The following is a 15,215-nucleotide window of genomic DNA, read 5'->3' on the forward strand; positions in this document are numbered from 1 at the left end:
TCGCTTTGGCCTTTTTGGCGTTTTCTTGGCGCTGATCGAGCGTCATCGGCGGGAAAAATAGCTTCACGCTCTCGCCGTCATTAGTAGGGTTTACGCCGATATTTGCCGCTGCGATCGCGCTTTCGATCGCCTTTAGCATCGGCTTTTCCCACGGCGTGATCGAGATCGTAACCGCATCGGTCGAAAGGACGGTTGCGACCTGATTTAGCGGAGTTTGCGAGCCGTAATAATCCACGAAAATATGATCCAGGATCGCCACGCTCACCTTGCCGGTACGTAGCGTCGTAAAGTCCTTTTTCAAAGCCTCGATAGCTCGATCGCCGTTTGCTCTTTGCTCTTTGTAGATAGCTTCTAGCATTCAAATCCTTTAAATAAAATTTGCGAAATTATAGCGTTAAAAAAATAAGAATAGCATTTAAAAGCGCGGATTTTGCGCTTTTAAATTTTAAAATTTAGAGTTTATTTGGTTGTGTTTTGATCTGCGGAAGCGGCGCTCGCATTGATATCGCTTGCGGCGCTTGATGCTTGCGATTCGGCAGATACGGCAGTATCGGTCGCAGGAGCTGCGGGCGCTTCGATCTTCGGAGCTGTTGAATTTGCCTCGCTGCTATTTACGGGATTTGCTTCGGTGCTTGCCGGAGTGAAATTGGGCTTTGCGCCGGGAGCCGGGATGGACGGCACGCCCGGAACGGCGTTTGGCACGGATTTAGTAGCATTTGCTTCGATCTTTACGCGATCTACGACGGAGGTCTTGGCGTCTTGCTGATAGAAATACGCAAGCACAAGTGTATTTATCACGAATAAAATTCCCATCGCGGCGGTAAATTTAGCTAAAAATCCCGCCGGGCCCTTCGCTCCGAATAAGCTTTCGTTGCTTCCGCTGTATGCGCCAAGCCCGATAGAAGAGCTCTTTTGCAGCAGGACGGAGATCGTAATTATCACGGCGAAGACGACTTGTAAAACCAAAAATAACGTAGTCACTATAAAAACCTTTTGAAAAAATTGAATTCGCGATTATAATAAAAGATTTATAAATTTTAAGTTAAGAGTGCACCGCACGAAGCGGTGCATAGAATTTAGTCTCTGCTTGCGCCGAAAATTCTTAGTAGCGCAAGGAAGAGGTTGTAGATGTTTAGATACATACTCACGGCGGCCATTATAGGTGAAGCATAGGTGCCGTTTATGATATTTTTAGTATCATAGATGATATACATCGAAAAGATTAAAGCCGAAAAAGCTGAAATCGCTATATCAAGCACGGTGCTTTTGAAAAAGAAGTAGTTCAAAAGGCTTAGCACGATAATAGCCACAAGCGATACCAATAGCGGCTTTCCCCAAGAGTCGAAATTTGTCTTTGTATTCATCGCATAAACGGTAAGAGCACCGAAAGTAATCGCTGTAGCCACAAACGCATGCGTTACCACGTCTCCGGCACCCGCTGCGATATAAATAGCGATCAATTTACCTAGAGTAAGACCGGTAATAAAGGTAAATGCAAAAAGCAAAACCAGCGCGATCGTGTTGGCGCCGCGATTTACGGCTGCTTGCATACCGAAGATCAGCCCCATTAAAACTACCAGATATAAAATCGGATGAAGAGCCAAGCTCACGCCGAAACTCATCGCCACAAAAGCCCCTGCCGCCGCAGCTATCATCGAAGCGGTTAGAAGCGCGTAGGTTTGTTTAATGGTCTGAGAGATTCGTCCTTGTTCCAGTGACGCGTCCGATAGCTCGTAGCCGTCCGCGTAATTTCGTCTGTCGTATAGACTCATATCTTTCTCCTTCTTTTGATTTATGAGCGGGGAGTTTAGCGAAAATTTGGTAAATATATAATTAAAAATTCCCAGAATTCTATCTATTTATGAAAGTAATATATAATTCCCGACTTTTTTAAGGAGAAAGTATGCCCAGCCAGTTAATAAATGGAGCTATTAAATTTATGGAAGAAAATTTCGCCGAGCACGCCGAGCTTTTCGGAAGTCTGGCAAATCATCAAAAGCCCCACACGCTTTTTATCGGCTGCTCTGACTCGCGCGTGGTGCCAAGCTTAATTACCTCAACGCTTCCAGGAGAGCTTTTCGTCGTGCGAAATATTGCAAACGTCGTTCCTCCATACCGCATTAGCGAGGAATTTTTAGCAACTACCTCAGCGATTGAATACGCGCTATATTCGCTAAATATCAAAAATATCATCGTTTGCGGACACAGCAACTGCGGCGGTTGCGCAGCGCTGTTTTACGATGCTAAAAAGCTCGAAAAAATTCCAAACGTAAGGCGCTGGCTAAATTTAATGCAGCCCGTAAAAGACGAGGTCGAAAAGCTAAAAGATCTCGGCACCGACAAGCGTGAGTGGATCACCGAGCGGCTAAATATTATAAATTCCATGCAAAATTTACTTAGCTTTCCTGGCATCAAAGACGCCTATAAAAACGGCGAGATTAAAATTTACGGCTGGCACTACGTCATCGAAACGGGCGAGCTATTCAACTACGACGACGAAGGCGCGCATTTTACGCTATTAAATAAGGGAATGGATTATGAAAAAATCTATAATCAGCTTTTTAACGATTAGTCTTTTTAGCACCACTTTAGCATTTGCAGATCTCAACACGACCGGCGAGGGAAGCTTTGTAGAGACGAATTCTTCTACTCCAGAGGCAAATCTTACTTTAGAAAACAACAAAACCGAGATCAAAAAAGAGGTCGCTAAAATTTTATCCAAATCCCTTGGTGCAGAGGATGGCAATAAAACTGAAGTAATAAATATGATCGCAGAAAAGGTCGCTAAAACGGAGACTTCGCAGAAAAAAGCTCCTAACGGCGAGACGCTTATCTCTGTAATCAAAGAGATTAAAAAGCTAAATTTGCAGCGCAGCTCCCTGCTTAACGGCGGCGATGCCAACGCGAGCAAAAACGAACTGGACGCCATCGATCGCAATAAAGCTAAGCTCTTTGATCGCTTACCTTTCGCGATTACGCAGCAGGATATGGATATCGAAAGCATAATGTCGTATGCGCAAAATAAAAAGAACATCCAAACTACGCTCAAAAAATACGCTAAAAAGCAGAGCTCTCCCGAATACGTAAATGCAAGCGCGGATTTAGAAAAGATGGAAATGGCAGAGATCTTTTATACCTCACTTATGAAAATTGAGGATATGTTTGTAAACGGCGCAAGCAGAAGCGCACTTGAAAGCGAGCTGAGTAGCACGCTACTAAATATCCAAACTAGGGATTTTAGCAAACTTAATGATTTGAAAAATAATCTAAGCAATCAAGAGCAGATAGACGCCCTAGAATCTAAAATCAACGATTTGAAAAACGACAAGCAGACCTACGACGAGGTGCTTACGTATCTATCGCGAAATAGCGATCTACTCGCAAGCAGCGTGGTTTTTACGAGCTTAAATTTTAAATCGGTGATAGATTATATCAACGATAAAATTCCGTTTAAGCTCAGCCACGTAAATTTCGGCAAGCTCATTCTAATCACGCTGATTACGCTATTTTTCTACTCGCTTCGCAGGCTGCTTGCCAACATCATCTATTTCGTATTTAAATTCTTTAATAAAAGCTTTTCGCTGGATAGCGAAACTCTAAAAACGCAAGTAGTGGGCATTATCAAGCGTCCGATGGGTATTTTGCTGATCGCTTATTCGGTCGATATCTGTCTTAGTATATTTTATTATCCGGCGCCCGTGCCGATAAAATTTGCAAATTTATTCTCGATCGTTTATGTGGTGCTTTGGGCATGGCTCATCATCGAGATCATCGATGGTTACGGCATTATTGTGCTTGGAAACATCACGAAAAAAGGCATCAGAAAAGATATCATAAATCTAGTCGTTAAAATTCTATACGTCATCGTAATCATCATCGCCGCACTTTTGGTGCTAAAGCGTCTGGGCTTTGACATCTCGGCGCTTATGGCATCGCTTGGAATCGGCGGACTTGCGATCGCATTTGCGACTAAGGACATCATCGCTAATTTCTTCTCATCCGTGATGCTATTATTTGATAATTCATTCTCGCAAGGAGACTGGGTTGTATTAGGCGACATAGAAGGAAACGTCGTAGAAACGGGCTTTAGAAAGACGACGATCAGGACCTTTGATAACGCTCTTGTTTTTGTGCCGAATTCCAACATAATGGCGCAAAATATCAAAAACTGGAGCCGCAGGAAGGTAGGACGGAATTTAAAGCTTACCGTGGGCGTCGAATATGGTGCGAGCACGGCTCAACTGCGAAAGTGCGTAAACGACATCAAAGAGATGCTAAAATCTCACCCAGGCATCGCTCAGTCTGCCGATACGGCATTAAATTCTAAAGATTTTCGTATGCGCTATAGACAAAATATGGTCTCTATCGACGATTTAGCGGGCTATAAAAGCACTATGTTCGTGGCGTTAGATAGCTTTGGCGATTCGTCTATTAATATTTTAGTTTACTGCTTCACAAAAACCGTAATATGGGCAAATTTCATCCAAACTAAAGAGGATGTTTTATTTAAAATAATGGAGATCGTGGAGCAAAACGGACTATCGTTTGCCTTCCCATCGCAGAGCGTTTATATCGAAAATATCCCGGAAATAGCAAGCGAATGCGTAAAATCAAAAGTAAATTCCAACGACAAAGGAGAGCAAAATGGCTGATTTCGATGACTTCGAAGACGAAGAGTTCGATGAGGACGAATACGAGGACGATGATTTAATCGGAGGCGACGAGAGTTACAACTACAACTACGACGAGGACGATTACAGCTACGAAGACGACGATGGTTTCAACGATTATAGCGATTTGGACAGCGAGGATTATTAGTGTTTAGATCCAGGGCGCTGCCTTTTGATCCGCGCACGAATAAAATCGCGAGCTTGCAGAGTTTGAAATTTCATCACGGCGGGCTTTGCGAGGACTACGTCTCCGCCCTAAATCAAGATATAGCGGACACGCCGATACAAAACGCGGATCTTTTTACGATCATCACGCAGTCGTTCAAAGAGGCGCGCGACGAGGAGTGCAATTTTTCGCAAATTTCAAAGCTTTATAAAATTTGCCTAGGTTTTAGCCGTATTTTTAACAACGCCTCTGAAATTTACAACCACGATTTTTACTTCGACTGTATCGCGCAACCAAGCGAGCCTAGCGGTGAGCTAGCGGACGCTTTAGCGCAGGCTTTCGGCGGGATGGAAAATTTTAAAAGCGAGTTTTTAAAGCGCGCGATGGGGCTTTTCGGTAGCGGCTGGTGCTGGCTCGTATGCGACGAGCGCGGCGCAAATTTAGAAATCATCACGACGCAAAATGCAGACACGCCGATCGCACGCGGCAAAATTCCACTGCTTGCCTGCGATCTTTGGGAGCACGCCTATTATGCCGATCATCAAAATGTACGCAGGTCCTACGTAGAGAATTTCTTGCGCTTTGCGGATTTCGGCTTTGCAAGCGACGCCTACTTCCAGGCGAAAAAGCAAGGACTTGACTCCGTAAAGCTCTACATCAGCGAGCTTCACCCCGCCGCATCTTCGCGCTGCGATTGCGGCTGCTGCGGGTAGCTTGCGCTACGCAGCCTCGAGCACCGCGGATTTTCGGCTCTCTATGACCGCCGCGCGCTAAATTTATAAACATTTTTCGCCTTTTGACGCCGTTATTTTACCTTGAGAATACTGTGCCGCGTAGCTCCAGGGTTGCTGTGAATGCTTCTAGCTCATTATCTCGCCACATGCTAAATTTATTTTTAGCCCATTTGGTACCTGCGTATTGAAATTTAACGCTACGAGCGAGCATCTTGCAAAATTTTAAAGTTGCAATAAGCCCATGAAATTTTCATACCGAAATAAGCAGCGCATTCTTTGCTTCCGTAATTATATAGAGAGGCGCTCTCTGCCTCCCTACTTTGTTCACCCATGCCCTATTCGTAAAATTTTGTTTAGTAAAGCGGTCGGCAAATTTTAAAATATCAGCCAGATAAAATTTGCCGCGCCAAAGACAAGGTTGCGGTGAATTTGAATTTGGGCCTGAATAGCACGACTTGCGAACTGTGGGCTAAATTTAACTCAATTTGATCGCCAAATTTTACTCTTTCGGCGGTTGAAATTTCAGTGCCATTTCGGCTTGAAATTTCGCTTTAAATCTTAAAAATTTGCGCTGCGCTGAGAAAAACTCGCTATGTCGAAAAGCCAAGTTATGCCGCGTCGAGTAATACCTGCGCGCTACGTGCGCCAAAATACAGCGCAGATTTTAAGCCACATCAAGTCAAATCATACAAGCTAGCCGCACTGCAGCACGAAGCCTCGTCCGTTTAAAGCATCGAGCCGTATTCGCAAGCCGTATAAAACTGCTCGGCGTAGAATTTTACTAGTTTAAACGCAGCACGTCGCTTCACAAATACAAAGCCGCATCATTTAAAGACGGCACTTGATGGCGCGGTATATGCGGCTGAAAAACAAATGCGCAAGGCTCGCTCGCTTAAAATTTTAAACCGCGCTTCAAAAATAAAGCCATGCTCGCTCGAAGTGCAAAGCCTCGCTCGTCCGTTTAAAGCGTGGAGCCCAAAATTTGTCCGAGACGTGAAGCCGCGCTTCAAAATGTAAGTCGAGCTCGCTTTAAGTACGAAGCCGTGAGTACTGAAAATGCGAAGCTACGCTCGTTAAAACGCAAAGCCGCGCTACTCAAAATTTTGAACCTTTTTAAAATTCCAAACCCGCTTAAAATTTTAAAATTTAGCCCGCTTTACTCTCTTACCAGCCCGTTTTTATCGGATTTATCGCTGATTAGATTGCCCGCTTCGTCGTATTTTTTGGCGCGCACGAGCCTGCCGCGCTCAAACTCGCCCTCGGCTTCGAGCTTGCCGTCTGCGTAGTAGTGCTTCGCCGTGCCCGTCTCGAGCCCATCCTTGAACGTCACTCTAGCCTTGAGCGCGCCGTTTTCGTGGTATGTTTCGTATAGCCCGTGTTTGCGCCCATCTCTGAACATTACCTTCGCCGCAAGCGCACCGCTTGCGTAGTATTGCTTACTCGTGCCCGTTTGCCTGCCGCGCTCAAACTCGTATTCGCCCTGCAGCGCACCGCTTGCGTAGTATTCGCGCACGGCGCCGTCGCGCTCGCCGTCTTTGAAATTTTCGACTACGCGCGTCTTGCCGTCCTCATAAAATAACTTCCAAACGCCCTGTTTGCGGTCATCCTTGTATGCGCCCGTCTGCTTTAGCGCGCCGCTTTCGTAGTACCATTTTTCCATACCTTGGCGCTTGCCCGCTTTGTATGTTCGCACGCCGCGCACTTTGCCGCTTTTGTAATAATCCACGTCCTTACCGTTTCGCAGCCCGCTCTTATACGGATGGCGCGCGCTTACTTCGCCGCTTTCGTAGTAGTCGGTGAAAACGCCCACGCGTCTATCATTTTTATACGCGCCCTGCTGCTTTAGCTTGCCGCTTCCCTGATAATACAGCTTGTAAAAACCCTCGCGCTTACCGGCTTTGTATTCGCTCTGTGATCTCAGCTCGCCGCCGTCCGCGTAGTAGCTCTTCGCGACGCCGTCGTACAGGCCGTTTTTTAGCGGATATTCGTTTGAGGGCTTATCTCTGCCGTTAAAGTAATCGCGCTGAAGCACCGCAGTGCCGTCCTTTACGTCGATCTCTCTTATAAGTGTCGGCGGTAGCGGCTTTGCTCTAGGGTAGACGACGCCCATAAAATTTACGTCGTAGAGATCCTCGGCGCTGTAATGCAGCACCTTGAGCGTCCCGCTGTAGGGCTTATCCGCTACAAAATACAGACCGTTTTTTAGAACCGGCTCGGGTTGCATTACGATTTTTGGCTCCAGAGCTTGCGCGCCTAGCGCCAAAAACGGAAGTAGGAGCTTTAATGCGCTTGAAAAAATGAAATTTCGCATTAAATTTAAGCCCAAATTGAGCGAATTTTGCGCGGCTTTGCGGGTTTTCATATTTTGCTTCCTTGTGGCTCAGTTAAATTTGAAGAATTTTAAAATTTGAAGCTAAATTTTAGATAAATCCTCACGGAGTTTAGGCTGATGGTTTGATTTTCGGCGCTGGCGGTGCGCAAGCCGTACCCGTAAGCTTTTCTCGTGCTGTTTAACGGAGCTAAGCGCTAAATTTCGGCGCGCTTTAACACATCCGCGACGATCGTCCACTCGCGCACGAGCCTCTCAAAACTAAAATTTGCATTCGCAGGGCTAGTCGAGGGTAGCTTGACGGGTTCTTTGCCCGTTGTGTTTAAAATTTGAGTTTTTAGGTATTTTTCGCAGATTTCGTGCGCCTTGCCGCCGTTTGCGTAAACTTGCGCGATGTGCGCGCCGCTAAAGATCGGCTCTAAATTTGCAGGCTCGACGGCGGTCATTTTGGCGTCGCTCGAGCCCTTTATCTCGCAGCAGATCGCCGCGTCGTAGATGGCGATGCCGCGGGCGAGCAGGAATTTTATCTTTTCATCCGTGCTCGCAGGCGGCGGCGCGTTTAAAATTTGCGCCAGCACCTGCCAGAAGCGATTTTGCGGATTTGCGTAGTAAAAGCCCAGCTTGCGAGAAATGACGGAGGGAAAGGAGCCGAGGATTAAAATTTTAGAATTCTCATCGAAAATCGGCTTAAAAGGGTGGGTTTGGCTCATTTTGCGCTTGCTTTGTATTCATCAAAAACGCTTGCCGGAGCGCTATAAAATTTATCTTTCATTTTCGCTTTATCTCTCGTAAATTTCGCAATTTCGCCCGCGAAGTAGCTTGAAGCTTAAATTGCGCGGCAACAAAGATTTCGGCGCGCCTGTTTGCTCTGATACGGTGCGCGGTAAAAATTCTACTGAACCTGCCACGGCGAGCGATTTGGATCTAAATTTCAGCTTTTGCAAATCCCAAATCAGAGTTTTTGCGACTAAATTTAGCGCTTCGCAGCGGCAAAATTTTAACCTTTGCGGCAGTTAAAATTCTATCTACCGCCGCAACTGCCTCCGAACCGCTGCACGCTAAATTTTAGGTACCGAGATTACGCGCACTAGCTCGCCTTTTTTGAGCTCTTTGACCTCTAGCGGCGCGACTAGCAGGATGCTATCGTCGTCTAAATTGTTCAAAATCGCGCTGGAGCCTTGCTTTTTGCTTTGCAGGCTAACAAAAAGCCGCCCCTCTCTGTTTTGCAAGACGGCGGGCATAAACTCAAGCCACGGCGTCTTTTTTACGTAGTCGTGATCTAAGATCGCGCTAAATTCCGTGTTTTCGCGCACGCCGAAGGATTTTTGCAAAAATACGCGCAGAAACAAAATGCACGTAATAAGCGCCGAGAGCGGGAAGCCCGGGAACGCGAAGATATATTTTTCGCCCGTTTTGGCTACGCGCACGTGGCGGCCCGGCTTGATCGCCGCACCTTTTACGATTAGCTCAAATTTTGATTGTAGCGTGCTTTGCACGAAGTCGTAGTCTCCGACGCTCACTCCGCCGCTAGTTAGAAGTATGTCGGCGCTCTGTAAAGCCGATAAGATCGCGCTCTCCAGCTCTTTTTCGTCGTCGCGCGCGATCGGCATTATCATCGCTTCGCAGCCTAGCTGCGTTACTAAATTTGCAAGCGCGATGTGGTTGGAGCTGTAAATTTGAGCGTCGTTTTCGAGCCTCTCGCCGAGATCCTTGATCTCGCTGCCGGTGGCTAGAATCGCTACTTTTGGGCGGACGAATACGCTTATGTGAAATAGCCCCAGCTCCGCTAGCAGCGCGATCTGCGAAAAGCCGAGCTTCGTGCCACTTCTAAGCAAAAGCTCGCCCTCGCGGTAGCTCTCGCCCGCCGCGCGCACGGCAAAGCCTGCGGAAACGGGCTTTGTGACGATAATACCGCCTGCTTGTACCTGCACGTTTTCGATCGGCAGAAGCGTGTCGCTACCCTCGCACATGAGCCCGCCGGTGAAGGTTTTGACGCACTCGCCCGCCTTTGCCTCGGCGCCAGGCATCTTGCCTGCAGGCGTCGTGCCGACGATCTTAAATTTAGCCCCCTCGCTTAGATCCGCGCCCTTTAGCGCGTAGCCGTCCATTGCGGCGGTCGGGCGGCGCGGAGTGCTAAAGGGCGCCGCGACATCGCCTGCCAAAATACGCCCCAGCGCCTGCGTGATCGCGACTTTTTCGATGCGCGAGGACTTTTGCACCGTGTTTGCGAAGCGCTCCATCGCGCTTTCAAATTTTTCAAATTCCATCATTTGCCTCCTACGATTTTATAAATTTGATCTTCATTTATCAGTTTCGAGTTAAATTTCACAACGAGTTCGCCATCGGTCTCGTAAATTTCAATAATGCCCTTGACGCCCTGTAGTGCGGAAAAATCGCCGCCTTTAGGAAAGTATAAATTCTTAAAAAGTTTTGGATCGCTCAGCCTAGAAAGTAGCACAAGCCAGATTACGCCCAAAACCGCGACGCCAATGCCTAGCGCTTCGATGCCAATTTTGCCAAAAAGTGCGCCGCCGCATAGCCCGCCCAAAAAACTGCCAAAAAATCCGAACGAATTAAAAATCCCAAGCGCAGCGCCTTTTTGAGCGACTTTGGCAAATTTGGACGCAAGGCTTTGCATAATGGGCTCATGCGCGTTAAATCCCACGAAAAAGAGCATCACACCCACCACGAAAGCGCTCGCCCCGCTAGCAAACGCAAAAATCAAATACGAAGCGATGAAAAAGCAAATGCCGATAAGTAGAATTTGCTTAGCTAGCGCGCGCTTTTCGCCTAAAGCACCGCTCGCGCCCATCGCGGTAAAGCCGAAAATGGCGCCTAGAGCATAAATTTTGGTCAAATCACTTTTGGAAAGTCCGAATTTTTGCACGAGCAAAATTGGAATTAGAAAAAACGCTGCCGTCATGAAAGCTTTTTGAAAAAAATTCGTTAAATTCATAAGCATTAAATTTTTGTCACTCAAAAGTGAGCCGAGCGGGACCTTTTGGCGCAGGGAGCGGATATGCGGTTCGGTAGGTACTACGAAAAAAAGCAGTACCAAACATAAAAGCGTAAGCGCCGAACTTAGATGAAATAGGCTGGCAAGCCCAAATTTGGCGCTTAAAAACGGACTTAAAATCATTGCGACACCAAAGCTCACGCCTATCATCGCGCCCATTACCGCCATCGCCTTGCCGCGCTCTTCCTCCCGCGTAAAATCGCTAATTAGTGCGGTAGCTACGGCTCCTACAGCACCGCAGCCTTGCAAAAAACGCCCAAAAATCATCGTATAAATGCTCTCGCTCGCCGCGCAAACGCAAGCGCCCACGATAAAAAGCGCCAGTCCTATCGCAAGAGTTTTTTTACGTCCGATCTTATCGCTTAACACTCCAAATGGCGTTTGCAAAATCACTTGCATAATCGCATAAATTCCAAAAAGTAGCCCCACTAGGCTTTCGTTTGCGCCGTGCAAGCTCAATGCATACAGGCTAAGCACGGGCAGCAAAATAAATAATCCAAAAAACCTCGTAGCGATGATAAAACTAAGCGGAAGGACGCTTTTTAGCATAATCTTAAACCTCAAATAATATGAAATTTGTGCCGATTATAGCCAAAAATCGTAACGAATTCTTTGATTTTGGGTAAAATGGCGGCTTAAATTTAAGGAGCGAGGATGAAAATTTTACTTGCGACGAGTAATAAAAATAAAGCAAAAGAGATAAAAGAATTTTTCACAGAATACGACGTGTGTGCGCTTGGCGAGGTGCTGGATCCTTTTGAGATCGACGAGTGCGGCACGAGCTTCAAACAAAACGCGCTTATTAAAGTTCGCGCAGTGCATGAGGCGCTAAAAAGTAAAAATTTACAGAGCGAATTTTTTGTATTAAGCGACGATAGCGGTATCTGCGTGGACGCACTGGGCGGGGCCCCGGGGATATTTTCGGCGCGCTTTAGCGGCTCAGATGCAACGGATGCGAGCAATCGCGATAAATTAGCAAGCGAGCTAGAAGCTTTAAATTTAGACTCCTCATCCGCGCATTACACGGCGGCGATAGCGCTAAAATGCGATCTGGGTGAGTTTTGCACGCACGGCTTTATGCACGGCACGGCGATAACGCAGCAGCGCGGGCAAAACGGATTCGGATACGATTTTATGTTTATTCCGCGCGGATTTGACCGCACGATCGGGGAGCTGCCCGCTGAGGTGAAATTTGAAATTTCGCACCGCACGAAGGGACTGGCGCTGATGCGAATTTTATTGAAAAATTTAGAAAAACAGATGAGACTTGCTAAATTTCATTAAATTTAGAGCCGTAAAAAGCGGAATTTAAGAAAAAATATATATAATACGCTTTTCATTCAATCCACGAAAATCTTCGGAGCGTAGCGCAGGCTGGTAGCGCATCTGGTTTGGGACCAGAGGGTCGAAGGTTCGAATCCTTTCGCTCCGACCATTGTGGTGAGTTTAGCTCAGTAGGTTAGAGCATCAGATTGTGGTCCTGAGGGTCGTGGGTTCGATTCCCACAACTCACCCCACTTTATGCGCTCGTAGCTCAATTGGATAGAGCAACAGACTTCGGATCTGTAGGTTGAAGGTTCGACTCCTTTCGAGCGTACCACTGATTCGATAATTTGCGCTCATAGCTCAGTAGGATAGAGCAACGGCCTTCTAAGCCGTAGGTCAGAGGTTCGAATCCTCTTGGGCGTACCATATTAAGCTCATATTAAGAGCTATTTAGATAATATGCGCTTTCTTTTTTGCGGATGTGGTGAAATTGGCAGACACACCAGACTTAGGATCTGGCGCCTCACGGCATGAAGGTTCAAGTCCTTTCATCCGCACCATCCATTCTACGCGTTCCGGATTAGCTCAGCGGTAGAGTAGGCGGCTGTTAACCGCTTGGTCGCTGGTTCGAATCCAGCATCCGGAGCCATATATACTCAAAAATTCCTTTAGACCCCTGATTTTATCGATGCTTAAAGAGCTTTAAGTTTTCTTAGTTTTATAAAAATTTGTTCCAGAAATTTTTTAATATTCTAATTTCTCGTTATACTTTCTAAGCAATCTAGAATACCTTTTATAAAATTTAAAATTCTCATTTTGTAAATAAATTTGATAAAATTTAGCCATTTATTGATTATAATCAATTTTTTTGCCTAAATAAAATCTTAAAATTACCAACTAAATTTTTTTACAAAGGATTTCTATGAGCGACAATCTAGAGATGTTCTGTCATCAGTGCCAAATGAGCGTACCCGAGGGCTGCGGCGCAAAGGGCCAAAGCAAAGGCACCTGCGGCAAAACCTCGACGCTGGCGTTACTTCAAGACACTATGGTTTTCGGACTTAAGGGTCTTAGCGCCTACCGCCACCACGCGCACGAGCTCGGCGCCGATACTAGCGCGGTCGATACCGTTATGGCGGACACGCTGTATTTCACGCTGACGAACTCAAATTTTAACTTTGACGAGCATATCGCGCAGCTGATGGCCGTCGGAAGCGCGGGCGTGGCGATGATGGATATCTTAAGCGAGGCGCATACCGCAAAATTCGGCGTACCGACCCCGGTTAAAGTAAGCCAAAACAAGGTCGAGGGCAAGGCGATTTTGGTTAGCGGACACAACCTGCACGCGCTTGAGGCGCTACTAAAAGCGACCGAGGGCAAGGGCATCAATATCTACACCCACTCCGAGATGCTTCCCGCGCACGGCTATCCGCAGCTTCGCAAGTATCCGCATCTAAAGGGCAACGTCGGCAAGGCGTGGTTCGATCAGACCAAGCTTTTTAACGAATTTAAGGGCGCGATTTTGATGACCACCAACTGCATCGTGCCGCTTCGCTCGTCCTGTAGCTACGCAGACAGGCTGTTTGGCTACTCTATCGCGGGCACCGACGGGATCAAACATATCCAAAACGACGATTTTACGCCGCTCATCGAGTGCGCGCTTGCGTGCGGCGACGTGAGCATGGACAGCGACGAGAGCTTGGTGACGGGCGGGCATTACAAGACGATTTTGAGCCTCGCGCCACAAATTTTAGACGCGATCAAATCGGGCAAAATCCGCCGCTTTTTCGTCATCGCAGGCTGCGACGCGCCGGGCAAGGGACGCGAGTATTACCGCGAGCTAGCGCTTAGCCTGCCGAAGGACTGCGTGATTTTGACCTCCAGCTGCGGCAAATTCCGCTTCAACGACGTGGATTTCGGAACCGTGCCCGGCACCGAGCTTCCGCGCTACATCGATCTAGGCCAGTGCAACGACAGCAACGGTGCGGTCAAGATCGCCCTAGCGCTTAGCGAGGCTACGGGCATCGCGGTAAACGACCTGCCGGTCTCGATCGTGCTGATGTGGATGGAGCAAAAGGCGGTCATCATCCTGCTTGCGCTGCTTAGTCTGGGCGTTAAGAATATCAACGTAGGCCCTACGGTGCCTGAGTTTTTCAACGACGAAATTTTGGGCTTCTTGGTGCAAAATTTCGGCCTTCGCCTAATCAGCGGCGATGCGCAGGCGGATCTGAAATACTTCCTGGGCGAATAAATTTCATAGAGAGGCAAATCGGGTAAATTTAATTCGGTAAAGCTCCGTTTTAATTTACCCTTTATATAGCGCTTTTAGCGGAGCTAGCCGATCCACTCCGCGGCTATTTTGCGCCCGACGCTCATATTTAAATTTCACGAGTATACATTCCTTCTTGTTTTAATATAATCTCGCCAAATGCTTAGAAAAATTTAATTAAGTGCTTTTTTTACACATTCAAATTCCAATCGTCTTTGCTATTACAATCCTTCTTTTTCTGTGTAAGTATTTATCTTATCCGTATCGCTGCCGCTTATAGTAACCGCTATAGTGTAGCCGTCTTGATGCTTGGTATCTCATAAAATTTTCCGTATCATCTCATTTTTCGCTATCAGATATTGCAATTTAGTGCCGTTAATTTTATATCCATCTTTATTTAATTCTTCAAGCATCCTCTCTAATAATCGCTAAAATTTTAAATAAATATAGGATTTAAATACGGATTTTAATCTAAATTGCTCATAAATTTTGAAATTATTTTATAAGCGCATGGCGCACGACTCGCAGGAATAAAATTTTAAGCAGATTTTGTGCAAAATTTCAAAATGCAGCTCAAACTCGCAAGCAAATAAATTCGTTGTAGCCTTGCGTTTAGAATTCAGCGCTAGTGATAAATTTCGCATCTTTACGTCGGTGCAAATTTTAAAATTTTATGCAGGAGATAAAATTATAAGCCCGTGCAATGCATAAATTCTAAAATTCCACGTCGCCTATAAAATTCCATGCCTCACACGACACATAATT

At 46.5% G+C, this 15,215-nt stretch carries 14 protein-coding genes and 6 tRNA genes; 13 read left to right on the forward strand and 7 right to left on the reverse strand.

Annotated features, from left to right (window positions below; translation table 11 throughout):
- From Q0236_RS06560 to Q0236_RS06570, 3 genes are all read right to left on the reverse strand, one after another.
- A partial coding sequence (locus Q0236_RS06560; protein WP_297916237.1) for a ribosome-recycling factor occupies positions 1–358 on the reverse strand: 358 nt, incomplete at its 3' end.
- Positions 359–459: 101 nt separating this feature from the next.
- On the reverse strand, positions 460–981 hold the full coding sequence (gene secG / locus Q0236_RS06565; RefSeq protein WP_297916239.1) for a preprotein translocase subunit SecG: 522 nt from the start codon (positions 979–981) through the stop codon (positions 460–462).
- A gap of 95 nt (positions 982–1,076) precedes the next feature.
- On the reverse strand, positions 1,077–1,772 hold the full coding sequence (locus Q0236_RS06570; protein WP_297916241.1) for a Bax inhibitor-1/YccA family protein: 696 nt from the start codon (positions 1,770–1,772) through the stop codon (positions 1,077–1,079).
- A 131-nt stretch (positions 1,773–1,903) separates the two neighbouring features.
- On the opposite strand from Q0236_RS06570, the gene Q0236_RS06575 reads away from it, so the two are divergent.
- From Q0236_RS06575 to Q0236_RS06590, 4 genes are read left to right on the forward strand one after another with little or no spacing between them, the layout of a single operon-like run.
- Positions 1,904–2,572: a carbonic anhydrase gene (locus tag Q0236_RS06575; protein ID WP_297916243.1), complete on the forward strand. Its 669-nt coding sequence runs from the start codon at positions 1,904–1,906 to the stop codon at positions 2,570–2,572.
- Positions 2,538–4,652, forward strand: coding sequence for a mechanosensitive ion channel family protein (locus tag Q0236_RS06580; RefSeq protein WP_297916244.1), 2,115 nt, complete (start codon positions 2,538–2,540; stop codon positions 4,650–4,652). The genes Q0236_RS06575 and Q0236_RS06580 overlap by 35 nt, the downstream gene beginning before the upstream one ends.
- A complete protein-coding gene (locus Q0236_RS06585; protein ID WP_005870938.1) occupies positions 4,645–4,818 on the forward strand; it encodes a hypothetical protein in 174 nt (57 codons plus the stop codon). The genes Q0236_RS06580 and Q0236_RS06585 overlap by 8 nt, the downstream gene beginning before the upstream one ends.
- Entirely contained in the window at positions 4,818–5,549 is a 732-nt protein-coding gene (locus Q0236_RS06590) for a superoxide dismutase (RefSeq protein ID WP_297916245.1), read from the forward strand. The genes Q0236_RS06585 and Q0236_RS06590 overlap by 1 nt, the downstream gene beginning before the upstream one ends.
- A gap of 1,177 nt (positions 5,550–6,726) precedes the next feature.
- On the opposite strand, the gene Q0236_RS06595 is transcribed toward Q0236_RS06590, so the two are convergent.
- Together Q0236_RS06595 and Q0236_RS06600 are read right to left on the reverse strand one after the other, a co-directional pair.
- The gene (locus Q0236_RS06595; protein WP_297916246.1) at positions 6,727–7,932 is read right to left on the reverse strand and encodes a toxin-antitoxin system YwqK family antitoxin; all 1,206 of its coding nucleotides are present in this window, start codon (positions 7,930–7,932) and stop codon (positions 6,727–6,729) included.
- Positions 7,933–8,096: 164 nt separating this feature from the next.
- Entirely contained in the window at positions 8,097–8,609 is a 513-nt protein-coding gene (locus Q0236_RS06600) for a DNA-deoxyinosine glycosylase (protein ID WP_297916248.1), read from the reverse strand.
- A 109-nt stretch (positions 8,610–8,718) separates the two neighbouring features.
- On the opposite strand from Q0236_RS06600, the gene Q0236_RS06605 reads away from it, so the two are divergent.
- Complete coding sequence (locus Q0236_RS06605) at positions 8,719–8,916, forward strand: hypothetical protein (RefSeq protein ID WP_297916249.1); 198 nt, start codon at positions 8,719–8,721, stop codon at positions 8,914–8,916.
- 41 nt (positions 8,917–8,957) lie between these two features.
- Here Q0236_RS06605 and Q0236_RS06610 read toward each other — a convergent pair whose 3' ends face one another.
- Together Q0236_RS06610 and Q0236_RS06615 are read right to left on the reverse strand one after the other, a co-directional pair.
- The gene (locus tag Q0236_RS06610) at positions 8,958–10,169 is read right to left on the reverse strand and encodes a molybdopterin molybdotransferase MoeA (RefSeq protein WP_297916251.1); all 1,212 of its coding nucleotides are present in this window, start codon (positions 10,167–10,169) and stop codon (positions 8,958–8,960) included.
- A complete protein-coding gene (locus Q0236_RS06615; protein WP_297916253.1) occupies positions 10,166–11,464 on the reverse strand; it encodes an MFS transporter in 1,299 nt (432 codons plus the stop codon). The genes Q0236_RS06610 and Q0236_RS06615 overlap by 4 nt, the downstream gene beginning before the upstream one ends.
- Positions 11,465–11,569: 105 nt before the next feature.
- Here Q0236_RS06615 and Q0236_RS06620 point away from each other — a divergent pair, with 105 nt between their 5' ends.
- The 8 genes from Q0236_RS06620 (at position 11,570) to hcp (ending at position 14,432) form a co-directional block, all read left to right on the forward strand.
- Positions 11,570–12,199, forward strand: a complete 630-nt coding sequence (locus tag Q0236_RS06620; protein ID WP_297916255.1) for a non-canonical purine NTP pyrophosphatase — start codon at positions 11,570–11,572, stop codon at positions 12,197–12,199.
- A 74-nt stretch (positions 12,200–12,273) separates the two neighbouring features.
- Positions 12,274–12,350 (forward strand) — tRNA-Pro (locus Q0236_RS06625).
- 5 nt (positions 12,351–12,355) lie between these two features.
- A tRNA-His gene (locus Q0236_RS06630) sits at positions 12,356–12,432 on the forward strand.
- Positions 12,433–12,438: 6 nt separating this feature from the next.
- Positions 12,439–12,515: transfer RNA gene (locus tag Q0236_RS06635), tRNA-Arg, on the forward strand.
- Positions 12,516–12,530: 15 nt separating this feature from the next.
- Positions 12,531–12,607: transfer RNA gene (locus tag Q0236_RS06640), tRNA-Arg, on the forward strand.
- A 49-nt stretch (positions 12,608–12,656) separates the two neighbouring features.
- A tRNA-Leu gene (locus tag Q0236_RS06645) sits at positions 12,657–12,741 on the forward strand.
- A 14-nt stretch (positions 12,742–12,755) separates the two neighbouring features.
- Positions 12,756–12,830, forward strand: a tRNA-Asn gene (locus Q0236_RS06650).
- Positions 12,831–13,103: 273 nt separating this feature from the next.
- Entirely contained in the window at positions 13,104–14,432 is a 1,329-nt protein-coding gene (gene hcp, locus Q0236_RS06655; RefSeq protein WP_297916257.1) for a hydroxylamine reductase, read from the forward strand.
- Positions 14,433–15,215: the final 783 nt, after the last annotated feature.

The sequence above is a fragment of the uncultured Campylobacter sp. genome (assembly GCF_938031315.1).
GTDB lineage: Bacteria > Campylobacterota > Campylobacteria > Campylobacterales > Campylobacteraceae > Campylobacter_B.